Genomic DNA, 21,271 nt, shown 5'->3' with positions numbered 1-21,271 from the left:
CAATCTGCCCCGCGTCAGCACCCGTGCTGATAGATAACCAAAATCATAAAAACTTCATTATTGACTGGCCGATAGAGATATCGGCCATTTTTTTAGCGGCCCAGCAGGTCCGGGAGATTTCCCTCACCGTAAAGATGCAGCGCGCCGACCGCTAAAATATAGCGTCCCGCCGGCAGTGCGTGCAGCTGCTGGCACCATCGCTGATTACGCTGATGCATAAGCAAATCACTCAGGCTGCTGCTGAAGGTATCCGGCAGTACCGTTTTCCCACTGCTGCCCGGTGGGGCTTCCAGCCACCAGCTGACCATCGTTTGCAGCAACCGGGCATTAACGTGCCAGTGCTGCAACGTATCTTCCAGTAGCGTCATGCCTTGATCCGGCAGCGATTTAAGCAGCGCCAGCTGGGTTTCCGGCCCTTCCAATTCAATGATTTTTATCTGCCGTTCTTTCGCCGCCTGCAACAGCTGGTAATCAATGCCACAGTCTGCGCGAAGCCCGAGCCGCTGAGCCTGCTGCGCCTGGAGCATCAGCGCCACCTGCCATGCGGGCAGGGTATTAATACGTTGCAAATCAACACTCAGTTCGCTGCACAGCTTTTCCAGCAGTTGGAAACGTTCGGCAGACAGCCGCTCAGCCAGTGGAGGGCAGACCTCACTATCGCTGAAGGGTGAACCACCGGTGGTGATATCCGCCTCTACAATCAGGGCATCAACATACTGCAGCTGATTGATCAGTTGCCCCGGTAGCGGAGACATATTGCGTGTGCCCATATGGATACTGCCGACCAGATGCAGGTGTCGCTGGCCCAGGGAAATATCCAGAGCCGGATAACGATACTCTACCGGCCAGAACCGGCGCGACAGCTGCCGCAGTGCGTGAATGACTTTGCCCATTGTTCCCCCGGCGGATCGCGTTATTAGCTCTCATGCTAACGCGATAAGTCGCTGAGCGACAGGGCAAAACGCAGCACACCGACAGTCCGCGCCCTGAAGCATTAATCCTGCGGCGGACGGTAGCGAATCAGGCGGTTTGCGTTACTCACCACGGTGATTGAAGAGAGCGCCATCGCTGCCCCGGCCACGACCGGATTCAGCAGCGTACCGGTCAGCGGATAGAGTATTCCAGCCGCAATCGGAATGCCGCAGGCGTTGTAAATAAACGCGCCCAGCAGGTTCTGTTTCATATTGCGCAGCGTGGCTTTGGCAATCGCCAGTGCGTCCGCCACGGCATTCAGATCCTGACGCATTAAGGTAATCGCCGCTGTTTCAATGGCAACATCGCTGCCGCCGCCCATCGCAATGCCGACATCGGCCTGAGCCAGCGCCGGGGCATCATTAATACCGTCACCGATCATCGCCACCTGCTGACCCTGCTGCTGTAGCTGGCTAATCGCCTGAGCTTTGCCTTCAGGCAGCACCCCGGCGATTACCCGATCGATGCCCGCTTCCCGGGCGATGGCGTTGGCGGTAATTTCATTATCCCCCGTCAGCATCACCAGCTGATAGCCGCGACGATGCAGGCGCTGCAATGCGCTGACGCTTTCCTGGCGCAGCGGATCGCGGATGGCAAACAGCGCGACGATTTTCCCGTCCGCCGCCAGCAGCACCGGCGTGGAACCATTGGCGGCATGCTCAGCCAGCGCTCCCGTAATCTCGCCGGTATCGATCTTTTGCTGCTCCATCAGCGCCAGGTTACCCAGCAGCAGCGGCTTGCCGTCAAGTATGCCGCTTACCCCCAGGCCCGGTATTGTACGAAATTGCGCAACCTCCGGCAGTGACGCCAGCGCCGCGTGATTGATAATCGCCCGCGCCAGCGGATGGCTGGAACCCTGCTCGAGAGCCGCAGCCTGGCGCTCCACGTTCGCTGCCTCTGCGCCATTGAACAGTACAACCTCGACCACGCGCGGTGCACCTTCGGTTAGCGTACCGGTTTTATCGAACACCAGCGTAGTCAGCGTGCTGGCACGTTGTAATGCATCGGCATCGCGCACCAGTACGCCAAACTCCGCCGCGCGGCCCACGCCAGAAATAATCGACATCGGCGTTGCCAGCCCCAGCGCACAGGGGCAGGCAATAATCAGTACCGTGGTGGCAATCACCAGTGTGTAGACAATCTGCGGCGCGGGGCCAGCGAAATACCAGATCGCCGCGCTCAGCAGCGCAATCAGCACTACGGCGGGAACAAAAATCGAGGAGATCTTATCGGCCAGTTGACCGATTTCCGGCTTGCTACTTTGCGCCTGCCGTACCAGTTGGATAATGCGTGAAAGCGTGGTGTTTTTACCGATCGCCTGCGCGCTGAACAGCACGCTGCCGTCCTGAAGGACCGTTCCTGCGTGGATCGTATCACCCGGTGATTTTTGCTGCGGGATGGCTTCTCCGGTCAGCATCGCCTCATCCAGCCAGGCTTCACCCTGTACAATGGTGCCATCAACCGGCACGCGATCGCCGGTCGTCACGCGCAGCGTCATGCCCAGCTGAACTTCGCTCAGCGGCAGCACACGATCGCCGGTCTCGGTTACAACCCGAGCGGTGGGTGGCGTCAAATCTAACAGTTTTTCCAGCGCCTGCGAGGAACGCTGGCGGGCACGTTGTTCCAGCATATGGCCGAGATTAATCAGGCCAATAATCATTGCACTGGCTTCGTAATAGAGGTGGCGGGCTTCCATCGGGAACCATTCAGGCCACAGATTCACGCTGATGGAGTAAAGCCACGCCGCACCGGTGCCGAGTGCTACCAGCGTATCCATGGTGGCGGTACGATTAAGCAGGCTGCGCCAGGCGCTGCGGTAGAAATGCCCTCCGGCGATAATCATCACCAGCAGGGTAAGTGCGCCAATGACAAGCCAGCCGCTGCGGTTCTCAGCGGTGAGCATCATATTGTCGCCGATCATTCCCCAACCCATTAGCGGGATACCGAGAGCAAGGGCGAGCGCGGCCTGCCAGCGGAAGCGCCGGGTGGCGTTCTGCGCACTCTGCTGCTGCTTCTCGCGGCGTTCGGTTTCATCTTCAATAATTTCGGCAGCGTATCCCGCATTGCTGACGGCATCGATCAGCGTTTGCGGCGAGGCGGTGCCGAGTACCAGCGCGCTGCGCTCGGCAAGGTTAACCCGTGCCTGGCTGACACCCGGCACGTTTTGTAAGGCATTCTGTACTCGTCCAACGCAGCTGGCGCAGCTCATGCCGTCAATTAACAGCTGATAGCTGTCGCCAGCGTCGGATGCCGGAAGCTGGGAAACGGCCGCTGTCAGCGCTTCCGGCTGAGGTTCTGATTCTGTCAGCGGATCAGGCTTTGGGTGGCTGTCGTCCGCTGACAGGGTGGCGTGATAGCCTGCGCCTTCCACGGCGGCAATCAGCGCTTCTGCGCTGGCGCTACCGGTGACGCGTGCTTCATTCACTGTAACGTCGGCCTGTTCAACATTATCGAGTTTGGTGAGCGTTTCCTGAACCCGTTTAACGCAGTGGCCACAGGTCAGGCCATCCAGCGCCAGTAGTGTGGTATGTGACATAGAAAACTCCTTGTTGCCCGGTTTGACCCGGTGCGTTATTTGCAGTAGTTATGAAGGTTAAACCTTCCATCAAGGTGAAGGTCAAGGAGCAAATATGAATATCAGTGAGGTCGCCAGAAAAACCGGGCTGACCAGCAAAGCGATTCGCTTCTATGAAGAAAAAGGGTTGGTTACACCGCCGCTGCGCAGTGATAACGGCTATCGCACCTACTCGGCGAAGCAGCTGGAAGAGCTGACGCTGCTGCGCCAGGCGCGGCAGGTCGGCTTTAATCTTGACGAGTGCCGGGAAATGGTCAGCCTGCTCAACGACCCACAGCGGCACAGCGCTGATGTTAAAGCGCGCACGCTGGAAAAAGTGAAGGAGATTGAGGAGCATATCGAACAGCTGACGCAGATGCGCCTGCGGCTGCTTGATATGGCAGCCAGCTGCCCCGGCGATGACAGCGCGGACTGCCCGATTATCAATCACCTGGCGGGCTGTTGTTCAACGACAAAACCGGCTTAATGTTCCCGGCGTGCAACCTGTAGGGTAATCCCTTCAACGGCGACCACGATGATGTTGCAGCCCGCGGGGAGGTCTTCTTCTGCCTGCACCCGCCAGTTGCCGTCACCGATTTTCACGTGGCCAAAACCGTTAACCAGCGCGCTATCCAGCGTCAGCCGGCGGCCAATAAGCTGCTGGCCGCGCTGATTAAGCGAGGAGGGCGGCAGGCGACGATTGCGGCGCTGTAGCCAGCGATGCCACCACAGTGCGGCAAGTACGGTGAGTACCGCAAAGCTTAATCCCTGCCACTCCCACGGCATCGGCACCAGCCACACCAGCAGCGCAACCAGTACGGCAGCAATGCCGCTCCACAGCAGATATCCGCTGGTGCCCAGCATTTCGGCAGCCAGCAGCAGCCCCCCCAGCGTCAGCCACAGCCACCAGGGATTTGCCAGCAGTTCAACGATCATCATCGATTCCGCTCAGGTTTACGCTCGCCCAGCAGTTCGCTGATACCGGCAATGGAGCCCAGCAAGCTGCTGGCATCCAGCGGCATCATTACCACCTTGCTGTTGTTTGCGGCCCCGATATTTTGCAGGGCATCGGTATATTTTTGTGCCACGAAATAGTTAATTGCCTGAATATCCCCGGCGGCGATGGCTTCTGAAACCATCTTTGTAGCTCGTGCTTCGGCTTCGGCACCACGTTCACGCGCCTCGGCGGCCAGGAATGCGGACTGGCGTTCACCTTCAGCTTTCAGGATCTGCGACTGCTTTTCCCCTTCCGCACGCAGGATTGCTGCCTGGCGCACGCCTTCAGCTTCAAGAATATCGGCACGCTTGGTACGCTCGGCTTTCATCTGGGCGTTCATCGAGGCGATCAGTTCTGCCGGTGGCCGCACGTCGCGGATCTCAATGCGGGTGATCTTCACCCCCCACGGGTTGGTGGCTTCATCGACGATTTGTAACAGGCGGGTGTTGATATTATCGCGCTGCGACAGCATCTCATCCAGCTCCATTGAGCCGAGCACCGTACGCATATTGGTCATGGTCAGGTTGATGATCGCCAGCTCAAGATTACTGACCTCATAGGCCGCGCGCGCCGGATCGACCACCTGAATGAAGCAGACTGCGTCAATAGTCACGCTGGCGTTATCCTTCGAAATAATCTCCTGAGAAGGAATATCCACCACCTGTTCCATCATATTAATTTTCCGGCCAATGCGATCCATAAAGGGAATCACCAAATTTAAGCCGGGCTGTAACGTGTTGGTATAGCGGCCAAAGCGTTCGACGGTCCACTGATAGCCCTGCGGGACAATCTTGATACCGGACCAGACAATGATCAGAGCCAGAACGATAATGACGGGAATAACAGCAAGCATTAATAACCTCCGGATTGTTATTATCAGGGCCGATTCACTTTTGCCCAGCAGCTATCAGTTTGCTGTATTTATGCGCGCTAGCATAGCCGCGCGGGGATTTTTTTGCCCATCCTGCGCTTATTTGCGCGACGTTACGCAGAAAGGTCGATATTTTGCAGAAAATCGCCGATGGCTTCGTCTCGCTGCTGGAAAAGAGCCACAATCTCTTCCACCGCTTTTCCCGCCTCATTTTTCCAGGCAAGTGAAAGCGGGGAAGGCTGCCGCTGATTGGCCACTTCACAGCTGACCAGCTGCCCACTGTTGATATAGCGCTGACAGAGTTCCGCAGGCAGGAAACCGACGCCCATCCCCTGTAGATGGCACTCCAGCTTGCTGCTTAAATCCGGAACGATAATCTCTTTTTGTCCCGGCAGTAGCCAGGCCACCCGTTTGGTCAGATTCCGCGAGGTATCTTCGATATTAATCGCCGGCCATGCGCGCAGTTTGTCCTCGTGTACCGGGCCTTCGCACTCGGCGAGGGGATGATCCGCGGCCACGACAAACAGCCAGCTGACGCCGCCCAGTTCCAGCATGCTGACGTTATTAGCCAGCGCTTCCGAACCGGTCACGCCAATCGCCAGCTGAAAGTCATCGTGCAGCAGGGAATCCCACACGCCCATATACACTTGGCGGGAGATAAGAAACTGAGTCAGCGGGAATTTCTGATGCAGGTGCGCCAGCAGTTTTGCCACCGCCTGCGGCGAGTAGAGCAGGTTATTAATCACTATATTCACCTGGCGCTCAACGCCGTGATTAATCTGCTGCAGCTCACCCGGCATAGCATCCAGCCAGGCCAGCCACTGGCGGCAGCGCTCCAGCAGGTGATCGCCTGCTGGCGTCAGCTGCACGATACGGGTAGTGCGCATAAACAGCTGCGTACCGACATCCTCCTCCAGCATTTTAATCCGGTAGCTGATGGCCGCAGGGGTTTTGAACAGCGCTTCGGCCGTTTTAGAAAAGCTGTGGCTTTCCGCCACGTGGATAAAGGTACGGATAGTTTCCTGGTCAAGCACAGAGAATAGGCTCCTGATAAACACGCCCAATAACCGGACGGTAAATGCTAAGCCTAACAGGATAACAGCTGATGAATGATGATGCAGAGCCAGAAAAGAGTTGATGAATGTTGCAGAAAGTTGAAAGGGACTACCGGGTACGACAGGCCATGCTGTAAACAGCATGGCCTGTCCGATTTACATCAGCAGTCTACGTCGCGATTACAGTCTTTTGAGTAGATGTAGCTGAACTCATCTTTACCAACCGCATATCCCGCCTGCGGTACATACGCGCCCATAAAGATGTAATCCCCTTTTTTCACCGGGATCCATTCGTTATCGAGGTTATATACACCTGCGCCGGAGAGCACATAGGCACCGTGCTCCTGCACGTGGGTTTCCACATAGCCGTGGCTGGCACCGGGTTTGAAGGAGAGAATATGCATGTTCATATCAAAACCCAGCTCTTTCGGCAGCAGGTCCTGCAGGGTGACGTCGCTCATTCCCTCATAGTGAATTTTTTCGAGGTTTTTCACATTGTCGCTGACTACGTGGGCCTCATAGCCTTTAATGCGCTGATAGGTTCGCTTATAGAGGAACAGCTGGCTTGCCTGGCCGCCGTTGGTGTTCTCCAGGCGCAGCGTCACGCCCGCCGGGCAATACAGGTAGCCACCGCTGGTCAGGGGATAGTCGGTGCTGTCGGCGGAAGCGGTAACCTTACCGTCAATCACATAAACGAAGGTTTCAACGTTTTCTCCGCCAAATCCCTGCTGGTTGCGCCCGCCGTCGTGCAGGGTGACCAGATAATCCACGAAAGTCGCACCGAGCTTTGGCGTGCCCAGAATAGTAACATCGCAGTTTTCAAAACCGGGAATGACGTTTCTTACCAGTCCTTCCGGTGGGATCAGCGCATAGTTTTTACGTTTAATAATGGAGCGTGATGCCAGAAGGTCCTGCGGATAGCCGATCTGATTCGTAAAGTATCCCACAATAATTCTCCTTAAAAATTTAGCGGCCACACGCCGGTGGCCGGATACAGCGTTATGCCTGTGCCGCAGTCTGACGTTTACTTTTCTGCTTCATCAGCACGTTCACGATGAAGAAGATCAGCGTACCTACCACCAGAATGCCGGCCGAAATATAGAAGCCCATCACCTTGGAACCGGTGTTGTCGGAAATCACCCCGGTCAGGAAGGGGGCAATCACCGAAGAGGACATGCCGAAGAAGTTAAAGACGCCAAAGCTGGTGCCGTAGCCTTTCTTCGGTGCGTTATCGGCAACGAATGAGATCATGATCGGGTCAACGGCCAGCTTGCCCAGCAGTCCGTACAGGATCAGGCTGATCAGCAGCGTGGTGGAATCCGGGGAGATCACCGTACAGACCAGCATCACCGCCGCACACAGCTCAAGGAAGATGATCAGCTGGACTTTTTTGTTGCGGAAGCGATCCGACATACGGCTGAAGAACAGCGCCCCGGGAACGGAAGCAAAGGCCACCAGCGCGGAGGAGAAGCCAATCGCGACACCTTCAAATCCACGTTCCTGTTGCAGGAACGACGGCAGCCAGGTGACGATCATGTAGTAGCCGTAGCAGGTAGCGAAATACATCACATACGCTGAAATCATGCGCATGCTGAACAGTCCGCTGGACTCATTGGTTTCTTCCGGTGCGGCAGCAGCGGCAGTGGTGCTGGTCGGCTGGCTGGCCAGATGACTGCTGTAGGAACCGCCTTTAATCACCACGGCAAAGACGAGGGTCATAATCACCAGCAGGGCGGTGATCATAAAGATCGTCAGCTGCCAGTCCATCCCCATACTTTTCACCAGCAGGCTGGAGGCAATCAGGCCGATAGCCATCCCCAGCGCTGAACCGCTGTTAATAATTGCCGTTGCAAGGCCACGACGCTCCAGCGGAATGTTTTCTGATGACAATGAATAGGCCGAGCCGTAGTAAGAGCCGCAGCCCATACCTGCCAGCAGGCTGCCTGCATAGACCATGGTCAGGCTGGTGGCGTTACCGATCAGCAGCGTGGCGATGATAAACAGGCAGAAGCCCGGTATCAGCACCACTTTTTTGCCAAACTTATCGACCAGAATCCCTGAAGGGATCTGCATACCGGTGTAGGCAAAGAAATAGAAGCTGGCGATCAGCCCCATTTCCGCGTTGGAATGCGCGCCGATGGTGGCCTGAATTTCAGGGAAGATAGGGGTCAGAATGGTGCGATAAATCCAGATCACCGCCCAGCCAAGACAGAGGACAACAACGATTTTCTTCCAGTACAGCGGATCGAACCCGCTGTTGGATGCCACTTTGCTATTACTCACAGGCTGCCTCCCTCTTCGGTCCAGGCGAGTTGATAAAGCGTATGGGCCAGCACTTTCACCCCTTCCGCCAGGTCGTCAAGATGGGTTTTTTCCGCCGGGTTGTGGCTGATGCCGTCGATACTTGGCACGAAGATCATCACCGTTGGTACATGCGGAGAGAAAATTTGTGAATCGTGGCCTGCGCCGCTGTGGATCAGGCGGTAATTGACTTTGTGTTTTTCACACAGATGGCTGACGCACTCAACCAGCTGCTTATTCATTGGAATGGGCTTCTCGTCCATCCAGCGGTCGATCTCAATTTCAATGCCCATTTCAGCAGCGATGCGGCGCATATCCGCTTCAATTTCCAGCGTGAAACGATCCAACGCGGCGGCATCGGTATGACGGCAGTCCATGGTGAAATGCGTAAAGCCGGGAACGACGTTAACCGTATTGGGTTTCGGTTCCACCTTGCCGAAGGTCAGCACCAGCGGATCGCCTTCTGCACGGGCTTTGGCAATAGATTCGGTACAGATGCGGCTGAAGGCATAGACCGTATCGCGGCGATAACCCATTGGTGTAGTACCGGCGTGATTTGATTCACCTTTCAGGCGGATATCGTAGCGGCGCTGGCCAACGATACTGGTCACCACACCGATGGTTTTTCCTTCGGTTTCCAGCACCTTGCCCTGCTCAATATGGATTTCAACGAAGGCGGCGATATCTTTGCGTACAGGCTGATCTTCGGGGCGGAAATCGAAGCCTGCACTGTGCATCGCATCGACAAAGTTAACGCCTTTGGCATCGGCAATATTTTCCACGTCCTGGCGCCGCGCCTGGCCGAAAATGTTTTTACTGCCCCAGAAGACGTATGGGAAGCGGCTGCCTTCCTCTTCGGCCAGCGCAATCACTTCCAGTGAACGCAGCGGCGGGCCATAGGTGTCTTTCAGGTAGTTTGCAGCAAGGAATGAGGCTTCAATACCAAACTGGCCGTCGAGGTTACCGCCGTTGACTACGGTATCAATATGAGAGCCGGTAAGAATGGTCTGCTCGGGATATTTCGAGCCGGTCAGCCGGGCTGACAGGTTGCCGGTGGCATCGTGCGAGGCAGCAAATCCAGCGGTTTCGAAAATCTGCTTCAGGGCTTTCTGCGCCTCTACCCACTCTTTGGTATACAGCAGGCGCGTCATGCCGCCGGTTGGATCGGCACCGATTTTAGATATTTTGCTAGAAATATCGGTAATGTCTTGTCGGAAATCTTTCATCTTTATCTTCCCGCTTGCAATTCCCTGAGTAAAGTAAAGGTCGTTAAACGTACATTTAATCAGCAGCCCTGCTTTGCCCGGATTATTTATAAGACGTTACGGCGGTGGCGTTAATTTAAACGATGCCAGCGCCGCGCTGTTTTATTGCCAGGATGTTAGCTGGCAAACGGATCTTTATGATCGTACGATTTTTGATAAATATCGTCAGAAATCAGGTACTGATATATTTCATCTACAATGTCGATGCCGTCACGATCGCTTTCAATTTCGCGAAGATGACTACCCTGACCGGGATAAAGCACTTTTTCCACGCCCGGTGCCGGTTTCACTTCATTCAGTTCTTTCATCACCTGGCTGATATTTTTACGGAAGCTGCTTTCATTGGTGAAATAGCTCGGATTTAACACAATATGCAGCTGCCCCAGTTCGCGACCTGCGCTGAGATCGTGATACATCGAACTCACATGTTTGCCGAAAGGCAGGCCCAGCAGAATGCCGGAAAGGATATCGACCATCATCATCAGGCCGTAGCCTTTAGGCCCGGCGATCGGCAGCAGACCGCTGACGGCAAATGGATCGGTGGTGTTTTTGCCTTCAGCATCGACGGCCCAGGTATCCGGGATAGGCACGTTGCGTGAACGGGCGTCCAGTACTTTGCCCCACGCCTGCACGGTGGTGGCCATATCAAAGGTGATATTTTCGTCGCCTTCCGCCGGTGCGGAGAAAGCAATCGGGTTGGTGCCGTAGTAAACATCCGCACCGCCGTAGGGAACAACCATCGGATCGGACTGGCAGACGGAGATCCCAATCATACCGGCTTTCGATGCCTGCTGGACAAAGTAGGAAAGTGCGCCGCTGTGGCCGATGCGGCGAACGCCGACCACCGCCACGCCGTTTTCTTTCGCCATGTCGATGGCGCGATCCATGGCCAGCTTCGCGGCTACGTGACCGGCACCGTTGTCGCCGTCAAAAATGGCGCTGCAAGGGCCGGTTTTTTCAAAGGTGAAGTGGGGATGATTGTTGGTGCCTCCCTTGCTGATGCGCTCTGAGTAGTATTCAACCCTTACCGCTCCGTGAGAATGGATGCCGCGTGCATCAGCATGAACCAGAACATCCGCGACGATACCGGCATGTTCCTGGCTTAATCCTGCGGAATGAATTTTATTCCGAATAAGTTGATATAATTCTTGTTTAGAGACTTTCATAAATAGTCCTTTGGTTACTGCGGTTTAATTAATCCACCTCTGCGGCCTAATGTATAAAGCTGGGAGTTAAATAATGTGATCCAGACAGGCATTATTCCATTGGCTCAAATTTTCTTTGAATGCCCAGGGGATTATTAGAATATTTCTAACAAATAAGCCCTTCCTTTCTCAGTGAATTTATTAATCCGGCAGGTATTCGACGATTTTTTCTAACAATGGGTAAAGTGTGATAGCACTCACCTTTATCAACCCTTTTTATTTGTAGTTTTTCGGGCAGCAATAATGGCTCGGAAATATACAGGTTATGAAAATATTTAGCCGCCGTTAATGATTGTGATGTTCACAAGATGTTTAAGGATATTACTATGGTCCATGCTTTTCTTAAAAAAGGGAGTTTTCAGGACTCAGTCAGCCTGATGCTAATTTCCCGCAAGCTCAGCGATTCCCCACGCGTTGATGAAATATCGGTGATGATGGGGACACCTGCGAATAAATCCCTGCTGGAGGCCACCGGTTTCTGGCACCCGGAATTCAATGAGGCAACCCCTAACGACATCTGCGTGGCGATCAAAGCCGACTCCGCCGACGAATCAATCACGGCAGAGATTGCCGATGAGCTGGATGCCGCGCTGAAGGCGATTGCTCAGGGCCAGCAGGGCGGCAAACGCCTACTTAAAGCGCGCAGCTGGCGTACCGCACGGCAGAAACTGCCGGATGCCAACCTGGTACTGATTTCGATTGCCGGTGAATATGCCGGGCAGCTGGCCGATCAGGCGCTGGACGACGACTGCAACGTGATGATGTTTTCCGACAACGTCAGCGTGGAACAGGAACGCGCACTGAAGACCAAAGCCAGTGAAAAAGGACTGATCGTGATGGGGCCGGACTGCGGCACCGCCAATATCGCTGGTGCACCGCTGGCCTTTGCCAACGTGGCCCCGAAAGGCTGCATCGGGATTATCGGCGCATCGGGCACCGGTATTCAGGAACTGACCTCGCAAATTACCCTCGCAGGGCAGGGTGTTTCTCACGCTATCGGCCTGGGCGGCCGTGACTTAACCGCCGACGTGGGCGGCATCAGCGCCCTCAGCGCGCTGCGTATGCTGGCCGCCGATCCACAGAGCAAAGTGTTGGCATTCGTTTCCAAACCTCCTGCGGAATCGGTGCGCACCCGGGTGATTGCCGAAATGAAAACCCTCGGCAAACCGGTGGTGGCACTGTTCCTCGGGGCGAAAGCCGCGCAGAAGCAGGATGGCAATATTACCTTCGCCGCCACGCTGGATGAGGCCGCGCGCCTTGCCGCGATGCTGGGGCACGTGCAGCAGATGGCCGAACAGCAGCCTGCTGTCTGCGGGGGAAAAATCTCCGGTCTGTACGCAGGCGGCACGCTGGCCGCAGAGTGTGCGATGCTGCTGGCGGACCGCCTGGGCGTTGAGGCCGACAGCAGCCACCACCACGGCTCAATGCTGAACGCCGACGGTCATCGCATCATTGATATGGGTGACGACTTCTACACCCAGGGCAAACCGCACCCGATGATTGACCCGTCAACCCGCAATCAGGAAATCGCCCGGCTGAGCCAGCAGACGCAGGTTGGCGTACTGCTGCTGGATGTGGTCATCGGCTACGGCGCGCAGGAGGACCCGGCAACCTCGCTGGCGACCGAAGTAAAACGCCTGCGTGAAAAACGTGGTACGGCCCATCCGCTGGCAGTGATCGCCACCGTCACCGGTACTGAACAGGACCCGCAGCAGCGCTCAGCGCAGATCGCCATCTTAAATGAGGCAGGGATCGCGGTGATGAATTCACTACCCGAAGCGGTCGCGCTGGCCGGCTATCTGACCGATCCGCAGCCTGCCCCGTCAACCGAACCGGTTCCGGCGCTGCTGAACGGTGTGTCGGTCATTAATGCAGGCCTGCGCAGCTTTGCCGAGGATCTGCAAGCCAACGAAATTTCAGTGGTTCACTACCAGTGGGCTCCGGTTGCCGGCGGCAACCAACGTTTAGCTAACATACTGAAAAAATTAAAGTAAGGGATTGATATGTACGATTCTATTGAACAAGCCAACGCCGCGGTTATCGCTCGCATTCGTGAAGCCCGTCCACACTGGATTGACGTCGATTTAGCAAAAAAACGGGTTCCTGAACTGAACCAGGGCAGAAAGCTGCTGCATGCCGGTCCTCCCGTCACCTGGCAGGAAATGAGCGGCCCGGTTCGCGGTGCCTGCATCGGTGCCTGCCTGTTTGAAGAGTGGGCCAGCGATGAACAGCAGGCGCTGGCGCTGCTGGAAAAGGGTGAAATCGAGTTTATCCCCTGCCATAACGTCAGTGCCGTGGGGCCGATGGGCGGCATCACTTCCGCGCATATGCCGATGGTGGTGGTGAAAAACCATACCCACGGTAACTTCGCCTACTGCAACCTGAACGAAGGCATCGGTAAAGTGATGCGTTTCGGTGCCTACGGCCCGGACGTGCAGGAACGCCACCGTTGGATGCGCGACTCGCTGACCCCGATTCTGAAAGACGTGCTGGCAACCTTTGCTGACGGTATCGACCTGACCGCCCTGATGGCGCAGGCCATTACCATGGGTGACGAATTCCACCAGCGTAATATCGCCGCTTCCGCGCTGCTGATGCGCCAGCTGGCACCAAAAATCACTCTGCTGGATCGTGATAAGGCCGAGCTTGGCCGCGCGATGCACTTCCTCAGCATCACCGATCAGTTCTTCCTCAACCTGGCGATGGCCTACTGCAAGGCGGCGATGGACGCCGGTGCGGAGATCAAACAGGGAACCATCGTGACGGTGATGACCCGTAACGGCAAAAACTTCGGCGTTAAAATTAGCGGCATGGGCGATCGCTGGTTCACCGCACCGGTGAATACCCCGGAAGGGCTGTTCTTCTCCGGCTACAGCCAGGCCGATGCGAACCCGGATATCGGCGACAGTGCGATCACCGAAACCTTCGGTATCGGCGGTGCGGCGATGGTTGCAGCACCTGGCGTAACCCGCTTTGTCGGTGCGGCAGGCGGTATGACGGCGGCCACTGAAATTTCGGAAGAAATGGCGGAAATCTTCCTTGAGCGCAACATGATGCTGCAAATCCCAACCTGGGATTTCCAGGGTGCCTGCCTGGGCCTTGACGCGCGCCGCGTAGTGGAAACCGGCATCACCCCATTGATCAACACCGGTATCGCCCACCGCGAAGCGGGCGTCGGCCAAATTGGTGCGGGTACCGTGCGTGCGCCGCTGGGCTGCTTTGAAAAAGCCATCGAAGCGCTGGCCGAAGAGCTGGGTATCACCGGTTAAATCAGTACTAACCGGGGAGTCCGGGGGAGGAGAGATGGAAAGTATTGCGCTGGCCGTCAGCCGTCATGCCACAGAGGACTTCGGTCCACTACGCTGCGTCGGGCATTTTCGCAACGCGATCAATCTTCTTACCCCGGGCCAGCATTTGCTGACGTTGCACCGTGAAGGGCGTGGGCTAAGTCCGATGGGCTGGGAAATCGCCGATGAAGACTTTGACGATTTCTCCGACGAACTGGCCGAGTCCCCGGCGTGCGAACTGCTACCAGAGGGGATCGTGCTGGCGGATATCTGCCTCTGCCCGTCGGAACATCGTACCGATCTGTCTCCGTCACGAACCGGGCAGATCGCCGTCGATCCGCTGGAGGCGGTGCTGGCTGCCACAACGGCTGAAACCGGGCTGTTCGGCCGCCTCGATCGCATTGTTAGCCAGCCTTTAAATGCGGAAATTCTGCAGATGCAGCAGCAGTTCCGCGCCTGGCTGCTGGGCGAAATCGTGGACTGGAGCAGCGTGCTGGGAAAAGGCCCGGGTCTGACGCCGGGCAACGATGACACGGTGCTGGGGATGCTGTTTTGTGCCTGGTTCGATCGGCGTATTGATGTTACCCGGCTACCTGCATTCTTTGCCGCCAGCCGCCCGCTGGATGATCTGACGACGCTTGTCAGCGTCAACTATCTACGGTTTGCCGCGCAGGGGGTTTTCTCCTCGCCGATGCAGCAGTTTGCAGCGGCGCTGTCCGGTAACCGTACGCTGCCCGCCGCCGTTGGCGAGCTGCTGGAAATCGGGCACTCCTCCGGCGTGGATACGCTACTGGGCATCTGGTCCGGGGCCAGACTGATCAACAGTCTTTATTAAATTTGCAGGAAAAATCGCTGCCGGGCTCGATCCGGCAGGGTTTCCTGTTACCTGAATTCAGAGAAAACAGAGGTTCGAATGGAAACGTTAGTGATTGCTCTGGGGGGCAACGCCCTGTTACAGCGTGGTGAAGTGCTGTCCGCTGAGAACCAGTACCGCAGTATTTCTCTTATCGCCGATGCGGTCGGCAAGCTGGCGAAAAAATACCGCATCGCTATTGTGCACGGCAACGGTCCACAGGTCGGGCTGCTGGCCTTGCAGAACCTGGCCTACCGCGACGTACCGCCTTACCCGCTGGATATTCTGGTGGCGGAAAGCCAGGGGATGATCGGTTACATGCTGGCGCAGCAGCTGTCGGCGTATCATCCGTCGCAGCCGGTTTCCACGCTGCTGACCCGCGTGCTGGTGGACAGCAACGACCCTGCCTACCAGCAGCCGAGCAAATTTATTGGCCCGGTTTACCAGCCTTCGCAGCAGCAGGAGCTGGAACAGAAATACGGCTGGAATATGAAGCTGGACGGCAGCTATCTGCGCCGCGTGGTTCCTTCGCCGGAGCCAAAGAAAATTATTGATATTGAAGCGATTAATTTACTGATGTCGAAAAATCATATCGTCATCTGCAACGGCGGTGGCGGTGTACCGATGGTCGCTGAGGGCGACAGTCTGGTGGGCAGCGAAGCGGTGATCGATAAAGATCTGGCCTCGGCGCTGCTGGCGGAAGCGCTGGATGCCGATCATCTGGTGATCCTCACCGATGCGGATGCGGTCTACGAACACTGGGGAACGCCGAAGCAGCGCGCGATCCGCTCTGCCACCACGGGCGAACTCGCACCGCTGGCGATCAACGACGGTGCGATGGGGCCAAAAATCATGGCGGTTAGCCGCTTCGTACAGCGCAGTGGCAAAGTTGCACATATCGGCGCACTGAAGGACATTGATGCCGTGCTGGCCGGTACGGCGGGAACACTAGTGACACCGTAAAGTAGTATCAGGAATCACGATGGGCCTTCGTGCCCGTCATACCAGGGAGTATGGCTTTATGCAAACAACAAAAAATGAACGGGTCCCGTACTGGATTAAAACCGTTATTATCTTTTTCCTCGGCTGGGTGGTGATTTACGCCGCACGTTCGGTACTCAGCCCGGTAATGCCGCAGATCGAAACCGAATTCGGCCTGTCTAAAAGTCAGCTGGGTTTGATCAGCAGTCTGTTCTTTCTGGCCTATACCCTGCTACAGGTTCCGGCCGGACTGCTCGGCGACCGCTTAGGCAGAAAGCGCATTCTGGTCAGCGGCTTTATGCTGTTTACGCTCTTTATGGCCGCTATCAGCATTTCACCCACCTTCCTGATTTTTATGCTGTTGTGGATGCTGACCGGTGCATCGCAGGGTGTCTACTACGGCCCGCAGTACGCACTCTCATCAGAAGCTATTCCGAAAAAGTGGATCACCCTTGGTAGCGCGGTAATCGGCAGCGGCATGTCGTTTGGTATCGCGCTGGGTTATTACCTCTCCAGCTTTATGATTGAGCACTACCACACAACGTGGAAGATGCCGTTCCTGGCGATGGCGCTGCCGGTATTGATCGTAGCGCTGTTGATGCTGGTATTTATCCGTGAAAAAGCACCGTCTACGGATGCTAACCCTGCTGCCGGGGCAGAAACCAAAGGTGACTTCAAATTCGGCGATCTGTTTAAAAACCGCAATCTGCTGATGGCCTACATCACCATCTTCTGCTCGATTTACGGCTTCTTCGTCATCATCACCTGGCTGCCGTACTACCTGCAAAAAGAGCGCGGGATGGACATTGTGCACGCGGCGGGCATCGCCTCGATCGTGCCGTGGATATCGGTGCTGGGTACGCTGATTTGCAGCTATATTTCCGACAAGCTGGGCCGTCGGAAACCCGTTGTGCTGTGCATGCTGCCATTCTCGCTGCTGGCGATTTTCGGCATCGTTTACTCCTCAAGCGAAGCGGCGCTGATCGGCGTGCTGGTGCTGTACGGCTTTATCGGCAAAATCAGCCTTAACCCGGTACTGATTGCGCTGGTGGCGGATAACGCACCGCGTGCCGCGCTGAGTACCGCTTTCGGCCTGTACAACTTCTTCGGCATGGCGGCATCAATCTTTGCCCCATATGTGACCGGATTTATCGCCGACAGTACCGGCTCGCTGAACGCGGGCTTCTACTTTGCCGCATTGATCACCGTGGTGGGATTTGTGGCGATGCTGTTTGTGAAGGAAGGTAAGCGGGTTTAGCCCGTTGTGGAGAGGCTCATCGCCGGATGAGCCTCTTAGTGCAGGTGGAGCTGAACGATTACCACCCACCGCCAAACTACACTTTTTTCTTCGATTTCCCCGACTGACGATATTGATCCACGATCACTGCCATCACGATAATCGAGCCTTTAATAATATCCTGGTAGTAAGCATCCACCCGCAGGAAGGTAAAGCCGGACATCATCACCCCGAGGATCAGCGCGCCGATAACCGTTCCCAGAATGCGGCCGCGGCCGCCCGCCAGTGAAACCCCGCCGATCACCGCAGCGGCAATCGCGTCCAGCTCGTACATCATCCCCATCCCTGCCTGCGCGGTTTTAATGCGGGCAATCGCCACCATCGCCGCCAGCCCGGCCAGCAGCCCGGCAATCACGTAAATCTTGATCAGATGGCGTTCGATATTAATGCCGGAAGCGCGCGCTGCCGCCGGATTCGCACCGATAGCGTAGGTAAATTTCCCAAAGCGGGTGTATCGCATCACCAGATGGAATATCAGCGCCACCAGCAGGAAGATGGCTACCGGTGCCCAGCGGCCCAGACCGTTCCCCAGCCAGGCAAACCCCTCGGTAAAGCCCGACACCGGGCTGCCTTCGGTATACCAGTTGGCGATGCCGCGTGCGGCGACCATCATGCCGAGGGTAGCAATAAACGGCGGGATTTTCGTCAGGCCGATCAGCAGGCCGTTGACCAGTCCGGCGAGAGCGCCGATTGCCAGCCCCACCAGCAGCGGCACAAAGAACGGCAGATCGCTTAAGTGGGGATAGAACAGTTTCGGCCACACCGAGGACTGCGCGAAGGTGGCCGCCACCATGGCACTCATCGCCACCACGGAACCGGATGAGAGGTCGATCCCGCCGGTGACGATCACCAGCGTGACGCCAACGGCAATAATGCCAATGACCGCCACCTGCAGGATGATGATTTGCAGGCGCTGCATATTAAACAAAAAGCTCTGTCCGACAATCAGCCAGCCGGCAACTTCAAACAGTGCGGCAATGCCCAGAAACACCAGGAAAATACTGGCTTCGGTCGGCAGGCGTTTTTTACGCCGTGCCGATACTGACGGCACACGATCGGTGGTAGACATCGTCATAATTTCCTCACGTCTTTTAATGAGCGGCCAGGCTCATAATGGTTGTCTGATCCGCCGTTGCGGCATTTACAATTCCGGTGACTTTGCCTTCGTGCATCACCACGATCCGATCGCTCATTCCCAGCACCTCCGGCAGTTCAGAGGAGATCATGATGATCGCCACCCCCTGGCGGGCCAGCTCCACAATCAACCGGTGGATCTCAGCCTTGGCCCCCACATCGATCCCTCGGGTGGGTTCATCCAGGATCAGAATGCGCGGTTTGGTCAGCAGCCAGCGGCAGATCAGTACCTTCTGCTGATTGCCGCCGGAGAGGTTCTCAATGCACTCATGCATATCCGGCGTTTTGACCCTCAGCTTCTGGCAGATTGCGTGACAGTCGGCTTCCAGCTGCGCTGCATCAACAATGCCATTGCGGCAGTAGCCTTCATGGATGGCGGCGATCTGCATATTTTCCTGAATATCCAGCGGCAGGAAGCAACCGGTCTCCTTACGATCTTCGGTCAGCATCGCCATGCCGTGGCGAATGGCTTTATATGCGGAGGAGATAACCCGTTCATGGCCGTCGAGCGTGATGGTGCCGCTGGTTGCCGGGGTGACGCCGAACAGCGTTTCCGCCACGTTTGAGCGCCCGGAACCGACCAGTCCGGCAAAACCCAGGATCTCCCCGGCACGCAGCTCGAAGGAAACATCGCGGAATACGCCGTCCAGCGTCAGGCCGTCGGCCTTCAGCACCACCTCGCCAATTTCCACGCTCTCCTTGGGAAACATCTGGGTGATCTCGCGGCCCACCATCATCTGGATCACCCGGTCGCGGCTGATATCGCTGGCGGCATGCGTGCCCACGTATTTCCCGTCGCGAAACACGGTAAATTCATCAGCGATTTCGTACAGCTCGTTCATCTTGTGGGTGATATAGACAATGCCGATACCGCTGGCGCGCAGGTCGCGGATAATCGCAAACAGATGTTCCACTTCGGTTTCGGTAATTGACGAGGTGGATTCATCCATAATCAGCACGTCGGCATTCAGTGATACCGCCTTGGCGATCTCCACCATCTGCCGGCTGGCCATCGACAGGTCGCTAATTTCAGCATCGGGGTCCAGGTTGATCTTCAGGCGCTTCAGCAGCGCTTCGGTTTGCTGGTACATCGCCGTATGATCGATGAAGCCAAAACGATTGCGCGGCTCACGACGTATCCAGATATTCTCGGCTACCGTCATCGGATTCATCAGCAGCAGTTCCTGATGGATCATGGCGATCCCAGCCTGCTGTGCCACCAGCGGGCTGGAGAGGGAAACCGTTTCTCCGCGAAGCCGTACCTCGCCGCTGTCAGGCTGGTACAGGCCGGAGATGATTTTCATCAGCGTCGATTTTCCCGCGCCGTTTTCGCCCATCAGCGCGTGGACGCTGCCGGGACGGATACGCAGGCTGACGTTATCCAGCGCGACCACGCCGGGAAACGCCTTGCGGACGTTATCCACTTCCAGCACATATTCGTAATCGCGCGAGGGAGAAGGGCCGCCCCGAGGGGCGGCGGCGGTTAAAGTTGCAGTTATCATGGTCTGCCCGCTTATTTAACAAACTGGTTCATATTGGCTGGCGTCACCAGCTGATAGGGGATCAGTACTCGATTTGGCAGTTTCTCACCCCTGGCCAGTTTTACGGCCGCAATCACCGCTTCCTTACCCTGGGCGACTGCGTCCTGGAACACGGTGACGTCAAGATCGCCCGCTTTCATCGCCGCCAGCGCGTCAACGGTGGCATCGATCCCGGCGACCACCACCGAGTCCATCGGGCGGCCCGATGCTTTCAGCGCCTGTATCGCGCCCAGCGCCATTTCATCGTTGTTAGCCAGTACGGCATCGAAGGTCAGGCTGGTGGAAAGCCAGTTGGTCATCAGGTTATTGCCGCCGGTACGGGTCCATTTACCCACCTGCTTATCGACCACTTTGATCCCCTGGCACGGCGCTTTACTGAAGACGTCGACTACCGCTGCCGTGCGCTGTACCGCCGACTGCTGGGCCAGATCGCCCATCATAATCAGTACGTTGCCTTTGCCGTTCAGCAGGCGGCAGACCTCTTTCGCCTGTAGCGTGCCGCCTTCTTTTTCACTGGAGCCGACGAACGCCTGGCTGGCCGGTAGTGAGTTGATATTGGCCGGCTCGCGGTTGACGTAAACCAGCGGAATATTGGCCGCTGCGGCATCGTCACTGATGGACTGCACGGCGTCGCTGTCTACCGGGTTCACGATGATCGCCGTCGGGCTGGAAGCGGTGAAGTTCTGGATCTGATTCAGCTGGGTGCCTATCTCATTTTTTCCATCTTCGATTTGGGTCTGAACGCCTTCCGTTTTCGCCTGCTGAATAATGGCGGTGCGCAGGATGGTCAGCCAGTTATCGTCAAAGGCGGACATCGCCACGCCAATACGCGGCGTGGCGGCAGTCACGGCACCGGAGAGGGGCAACATGCAGAGCAGAGTGATAATATTTTTTTTAAGGGTACGCATGATGTTCTCTTTCTTTTCATAGGGGAGAAAAAGGGCCGCGTGAACGGCCC

At 56.4% G+C, this 21,271-nt stretch carries 18 protein-coding genes; 6 read left to right on the top strand and 12 right to left on the bottom strand.

Translation table 11 applies throughout. The annotated features are described in order from the left end of the window. Positions 1 to 92 precede the first annotated feature (92 nt). Positions 93 to 893 (bottom strand): TraB/GumN family protein, encoded by an 801-nt coding sequence (locus IBT47_RS07575; protein ID WP_200559991.1) that lies wholly within the window; start codon positions 891 to 893, stop codon positions 93 to 95. 101 nt (positions 894 to 994) lie between these two features. Continuing rightward, the gene (copA, locus tag IBT47_RS07570; protein ID WP_200559990.1) at positions 995 to 3,508 is read right to left on the bottom strand and encodes a copper-exporting P-type ATPase CopA; all 2,514 of its coding nucleotides are present in this window, start codon (positions 3,506 to 3,508) and stop codon (positions 995 to 997) included. A 94-nt stretch (positions 3,509 to 3,602) separates the two neighbouring features. Between copA and cueR the strand changes: the two genes are divergently transcribed. Next, positions 3,603 to 4,013, top strand: coding sequence for a Cu(I)-responsive transcriptional regulator (cueR, locus tag IBT47_RS07565; protein WP_200559989.1), 411 nt, complete (start codon positions 3,603 to 3,605; stop codon positions 4,011 to 4,013). Here cueR and IBT47_RS07560 read toward each other — a convergent pair. From IBT47_RS07560 to allD, 7 genes are all read right to left on the bottom strand, one after another. Beyond that, positions 4,010 to 4,462 (bottom strand): NfeD family protein, encoded by a 453-nt coding sequence (locus IBT47_RS07560; RefSeq protein ID WP_200560063.1) that lies wholly within the window; start codon positions 4,460 to 4,462, stop codon positions 4,010 to 4,012. The genes cueR and IBT47_RS07560 overlap by 4 nt on opposite strands. Further along, the gene (locus tag IBT47_RS07555; protein WP_105590856.1) at positions 4,462 to 5,376 is read right to left on the bottom strand and encodes an SPFH domain-containing protein; all 915 of its coding nucleotides are present in this window, start codon (positions 5,374 to 5,376) and stop codon (positions 4,462 to 4,464) included. Before IBT47_RS07555 ends, IBT47_RS07560 begins: the two co-directional genes overlap by 1 nt. Before the next feature lie 131 nt (positions 5,377 to 5,507). After that, the gene (gene allS, locus IBT47_RS07550; protein WP_200559988.1) at positions 5,508 to 6,428 is read right to left on the bottom strand and encodes an HTH-type transcriptional activator AllS; all 921 of its coding nucleotides are present in this window, start codon (positions 6,426 to 6,428) and stop codon (positions 5,508 to 5,510) included. Between the two features lie 182 nt (positions 6,429 to 6,610). Continuing rightward, on the bottom strand, positions 6,611 to 7,396 hold the full coding sequence (allE, locus tag IBT47_RS07545) for a (S)-ureidoglycine aminohydrolase (protein ID WP_200559987.1): 786 nt from the start codon (positions 7,394 to 7,396) through the stop codon (positions 6,611 to 6,613). A 52-nt stretch (positions 7,397 to 7,448) separates the two neighbouring features. Then, positions 7,449 to 8,732: an MFS transporter gene (locus IBT47_RS07540; protein ID WP_244913645.1), complete on the bottom strand. Its 1,284-nt coding sequence runs from the start codon at positions 8,730 to 8,732 to the stop codon at positions 7,449 to 7,451. Beyond that, positions 8,729 to 9,976, bottom strand: a complete 1,248-nt coding sequence (gene allC / locus IBT47_RS07535) for an allantoate deiminase (protein ID WP_200559986.1) — start codon at positions 9,974 to 9,976, stop codon at positions 8,729 to 8,731. Before allC ends, IBT47_RS07540 begins: the two co-directional genes overlap by 4 nt. Positions 9,977 to 10,131: 155 nt before the next feature. Beyond that, on the bottom strand, positions 10,132 to 11,181 hold the full coding sequence (allD, locus tag IBT47_RS07530) for an ureidoglycolate dehydrogenase (protein ID WP_200545414.1): 1,050 nt from the start codon (positions 11,179 to 11,181) through the stop codon (positions 10,132 to 10,134). Positions 11,182 to 11,546: 365 nt separating this feature from the next. Here allD and IBT47_RS07525 point away from each other — a divergent pair, with 365 nt between their 5' ends. The 5 genes from IBT47_RS07525 to IBT47_RS07505 all read left to right on the top strand — a co-directional run bounded on the left by IBT47_RS07525 (position 11,547) and on the right by IBT47_RS07505 (position 17,599). Next, positions 11,547 to 13,214: an acyl-CoA synthetase FdrA gene (locus tag IBT47_RS07525; protein ID WP_200559985.1), complete on the top strand. Its 1,668-nt coding sequence runs from the start codon at positions 11,547 to 11,549 to the stop codon at positions 13,212 to 13,214. Between the two features lie 9 nt (positions 13,215 to 13,223). Then, a complete protein-coding gene (locus IBT47_RS07520; protein WP_200545416.1) occupies positions 13,224 to 14,489 on the top strand; it encodes a DUF1116 domain-containing protein in 1,266 nt (421 codons plus the stop codon). A 34-nt stretch (positions 14,490 to 14,523) separates the two neighbouring features. Then, positions 14,524 to 15,342 (top strand): DUF2877 domain-containing protein, encoded by an 819-nt coding sequence (locus IBT47_RS07515; protein ID WP_200559984.1) that lies wholly within the window; start codon positions 14,524 to 14,526, stop codon positions 15,340 to 15,342. A 78-nt stretch (positions 15,343 to 15,420) separates the two neighbouring features. Continuing rightward, positions 15,421 to 16,323 (top strand): carbamate kinase, encoded by a 903-nt coding sequence (locus IBT47_RS07510; protein WP_105590864.1) that lies wholly within the window; start codon positions 15,421 to 15,423, stop codon positions 16,321 to 16,323. Between the two features lie 58 nt (positions 16,324 to 16,381). Continuing rightward, on the top strand, positions 16,382 to 17,599 hold the full coding sequence (locus IBT47_RS07505; protein ID WP_200559983.1) for an MFS transporter: 1,218 nt from the start codon (positions 16,382 to 16,384) through the stop codon (positions 17,597 to 17,599). A gap of 76 nt (positions 17,600 to 17,675) precedes the next feature. Here the strand turns inward: IBT47_RS07505 and IBT47_RS07500 are convergent, their stop codons facing one another. The 3 genes from IBT47_RS07500 to IBT47_RS07490 are packed head-to-tail and all read right to left on the bottom strand — an operon-like array spanning position 17,676 to position 21,221. Then, positions 17,676 to 18,707, bottom strand: a complete 1,032-nt coding sequence (locus IBT47_RS07500) for an ABC transporter permease (protein ID WP_200559982.1) — start codon at positions 18,705 to 18,707, stop codon at positions 17,676 to 17,678. Positions 18,708 to 18,729: 22 nt separating this feature from the next. Next, on the bottom strand, positions 18,730 to 20,274 hold the full coding sequence (locus IBT47_RS07495) for a sugar ABC transporter ATP-binding protein (RefSeq protein ID WP_200559981.1): 1,545 nt from the start codon (positions 20,272 to 20,274) through the stop codon (positions 18,730 to 18,732). An 11-nt stretch (positions 20,275 to 20,285) separates the two neighbouring features. Then, entirely contained in the window at positions 20,286 to 21,221 is a 936-nt protein-coding gene (locus IBT47_RS07490; RefSeq protein WP_200545422.1) for a sugar ABC transporter substrate-binding protein, read from the bottom strand. Positions 21,222 to 21,271 lie beyond the last annotated feature (50 nt).

It is taken from the genome of Erwinia sp. S43, assembly GCF_016624745.1.
GTDB classification, from domain to species: Bacteria; Pseudomonadota; Gammaproteobacteria; order Enterobacterales; family Enterobacteriaceae; genus Erwinia; species Erwinia coffeiphila.
This window is presented reverse-complemented; position numbering and strand designations above follow the sequence as displayed.

Excerpts from the sequence above, each read along its gene's own strand:
- IBT47_RS07575 (WP_200559991.1), bottom strand. The coding sequence starts at position 893 with ATGGGCAAAGTCATTCACGCACTGCGGCAGCTGTCGCGCCGGTTCTGG.
- copA (WP_200559990.1), bottom strand. The coding sequence starts at position 3,508 with ATGTCACATACCACACTACTGGCGCTGGATGGCCTGACCTGTGGCCAC.
- cueR (WP_200559989.1), top strand. The coding sequence starts at position 3,603 with ATGAATATCAGTGAGGTCGCCAGAAAAACCGGGCTGACCAGCAAAGCG.
- IBT47_RS07560 (WP_200560063.1), bottom strand. The coding sequence starts at position 4,462 with ATGATCGTTGAACTGCTGGCAAATCCCTGGTGGCTGTGGCTGACGCTG.
- IBT47_RS07555 (WP_105590856.1), bottom strand. The coding sequence starts at position 5,376 with ATGCTTGCTGTTATTCCCGTCATTATCGTTCTGGCTCTGATCATTGTC.
- allC (WP_200559986.1), bottom strand. The coding sequence starts at position 9,976 with ATGAAAGATTTCCGACAAGACATTACCGATATTTCTAGCAAAATATCT.
- allD (WP_200545414.1), bottom strand. The coding sequence starts at position 11,181 with ATGAAAGTCTCTAAACAAGAATTATATCAACTTATTCGGAATAAAATT.
- IBT47_RS07525 (WP_200559985.1), top strand. The coding sequence starts at position 11,547 with ATGGTCCATGCTTTTCTTAAAAAAGGGAGTTTTCAGGACTCAGTCAGC.
- IBT47_RS07520 (WP_200545416.1), top strand. The coding sequence starts at position 13,224 with ATGTACGATTCTATTGAACAAGCCAACGCCGCGGTTATCGCTCGCATT.
- IBT47_RS07515 (WP_200559984.1), top strand. The coding sequence starts at position 14,524 with ATGGAAAGTATTGCGCTGGCCGTCAGCCGTCATGCCACAGAGGACTTC.
- IBT47_RS07510 (WP_105590864.1), top strand. The coding sequence starts at position 15,421 with ATGGAAACGTTAGTGATTGCTCTGGGGGGCAACGCCCTGTTACAGCGT.
- IBT47_RS07505 (WP_200559983.1), top strand. The coding sequence starts at position 16,382 with ATGCAAACAACAAAAAATGAACGGGTCCCGTACTGGATTAAAACCGTT.
- IBT47_RS07500 (WP_200559982.1), bottom strand. The coding sequence starts at position 18,707 with ATGTCTACCACCGATCGTGTGCCGTCAGTATCGGCACGGCGTAAAAAA.
- IBT47_RS07495 (WP_200559981.1), bottom strand. The coding sequence starts at position 20,274 with ATGATAACTGCAACTTTAACCGCCGCCGCCCCTCGGGGCGGCCCTTCT.
- IBT47_RS07490 (WP_200545422.1), bottom strand. The coding sequence starts at position 21,221 with ATGCGTACCCTTAAAAAAAATATTATCACTCTGCTCTGCATGTTGCCC.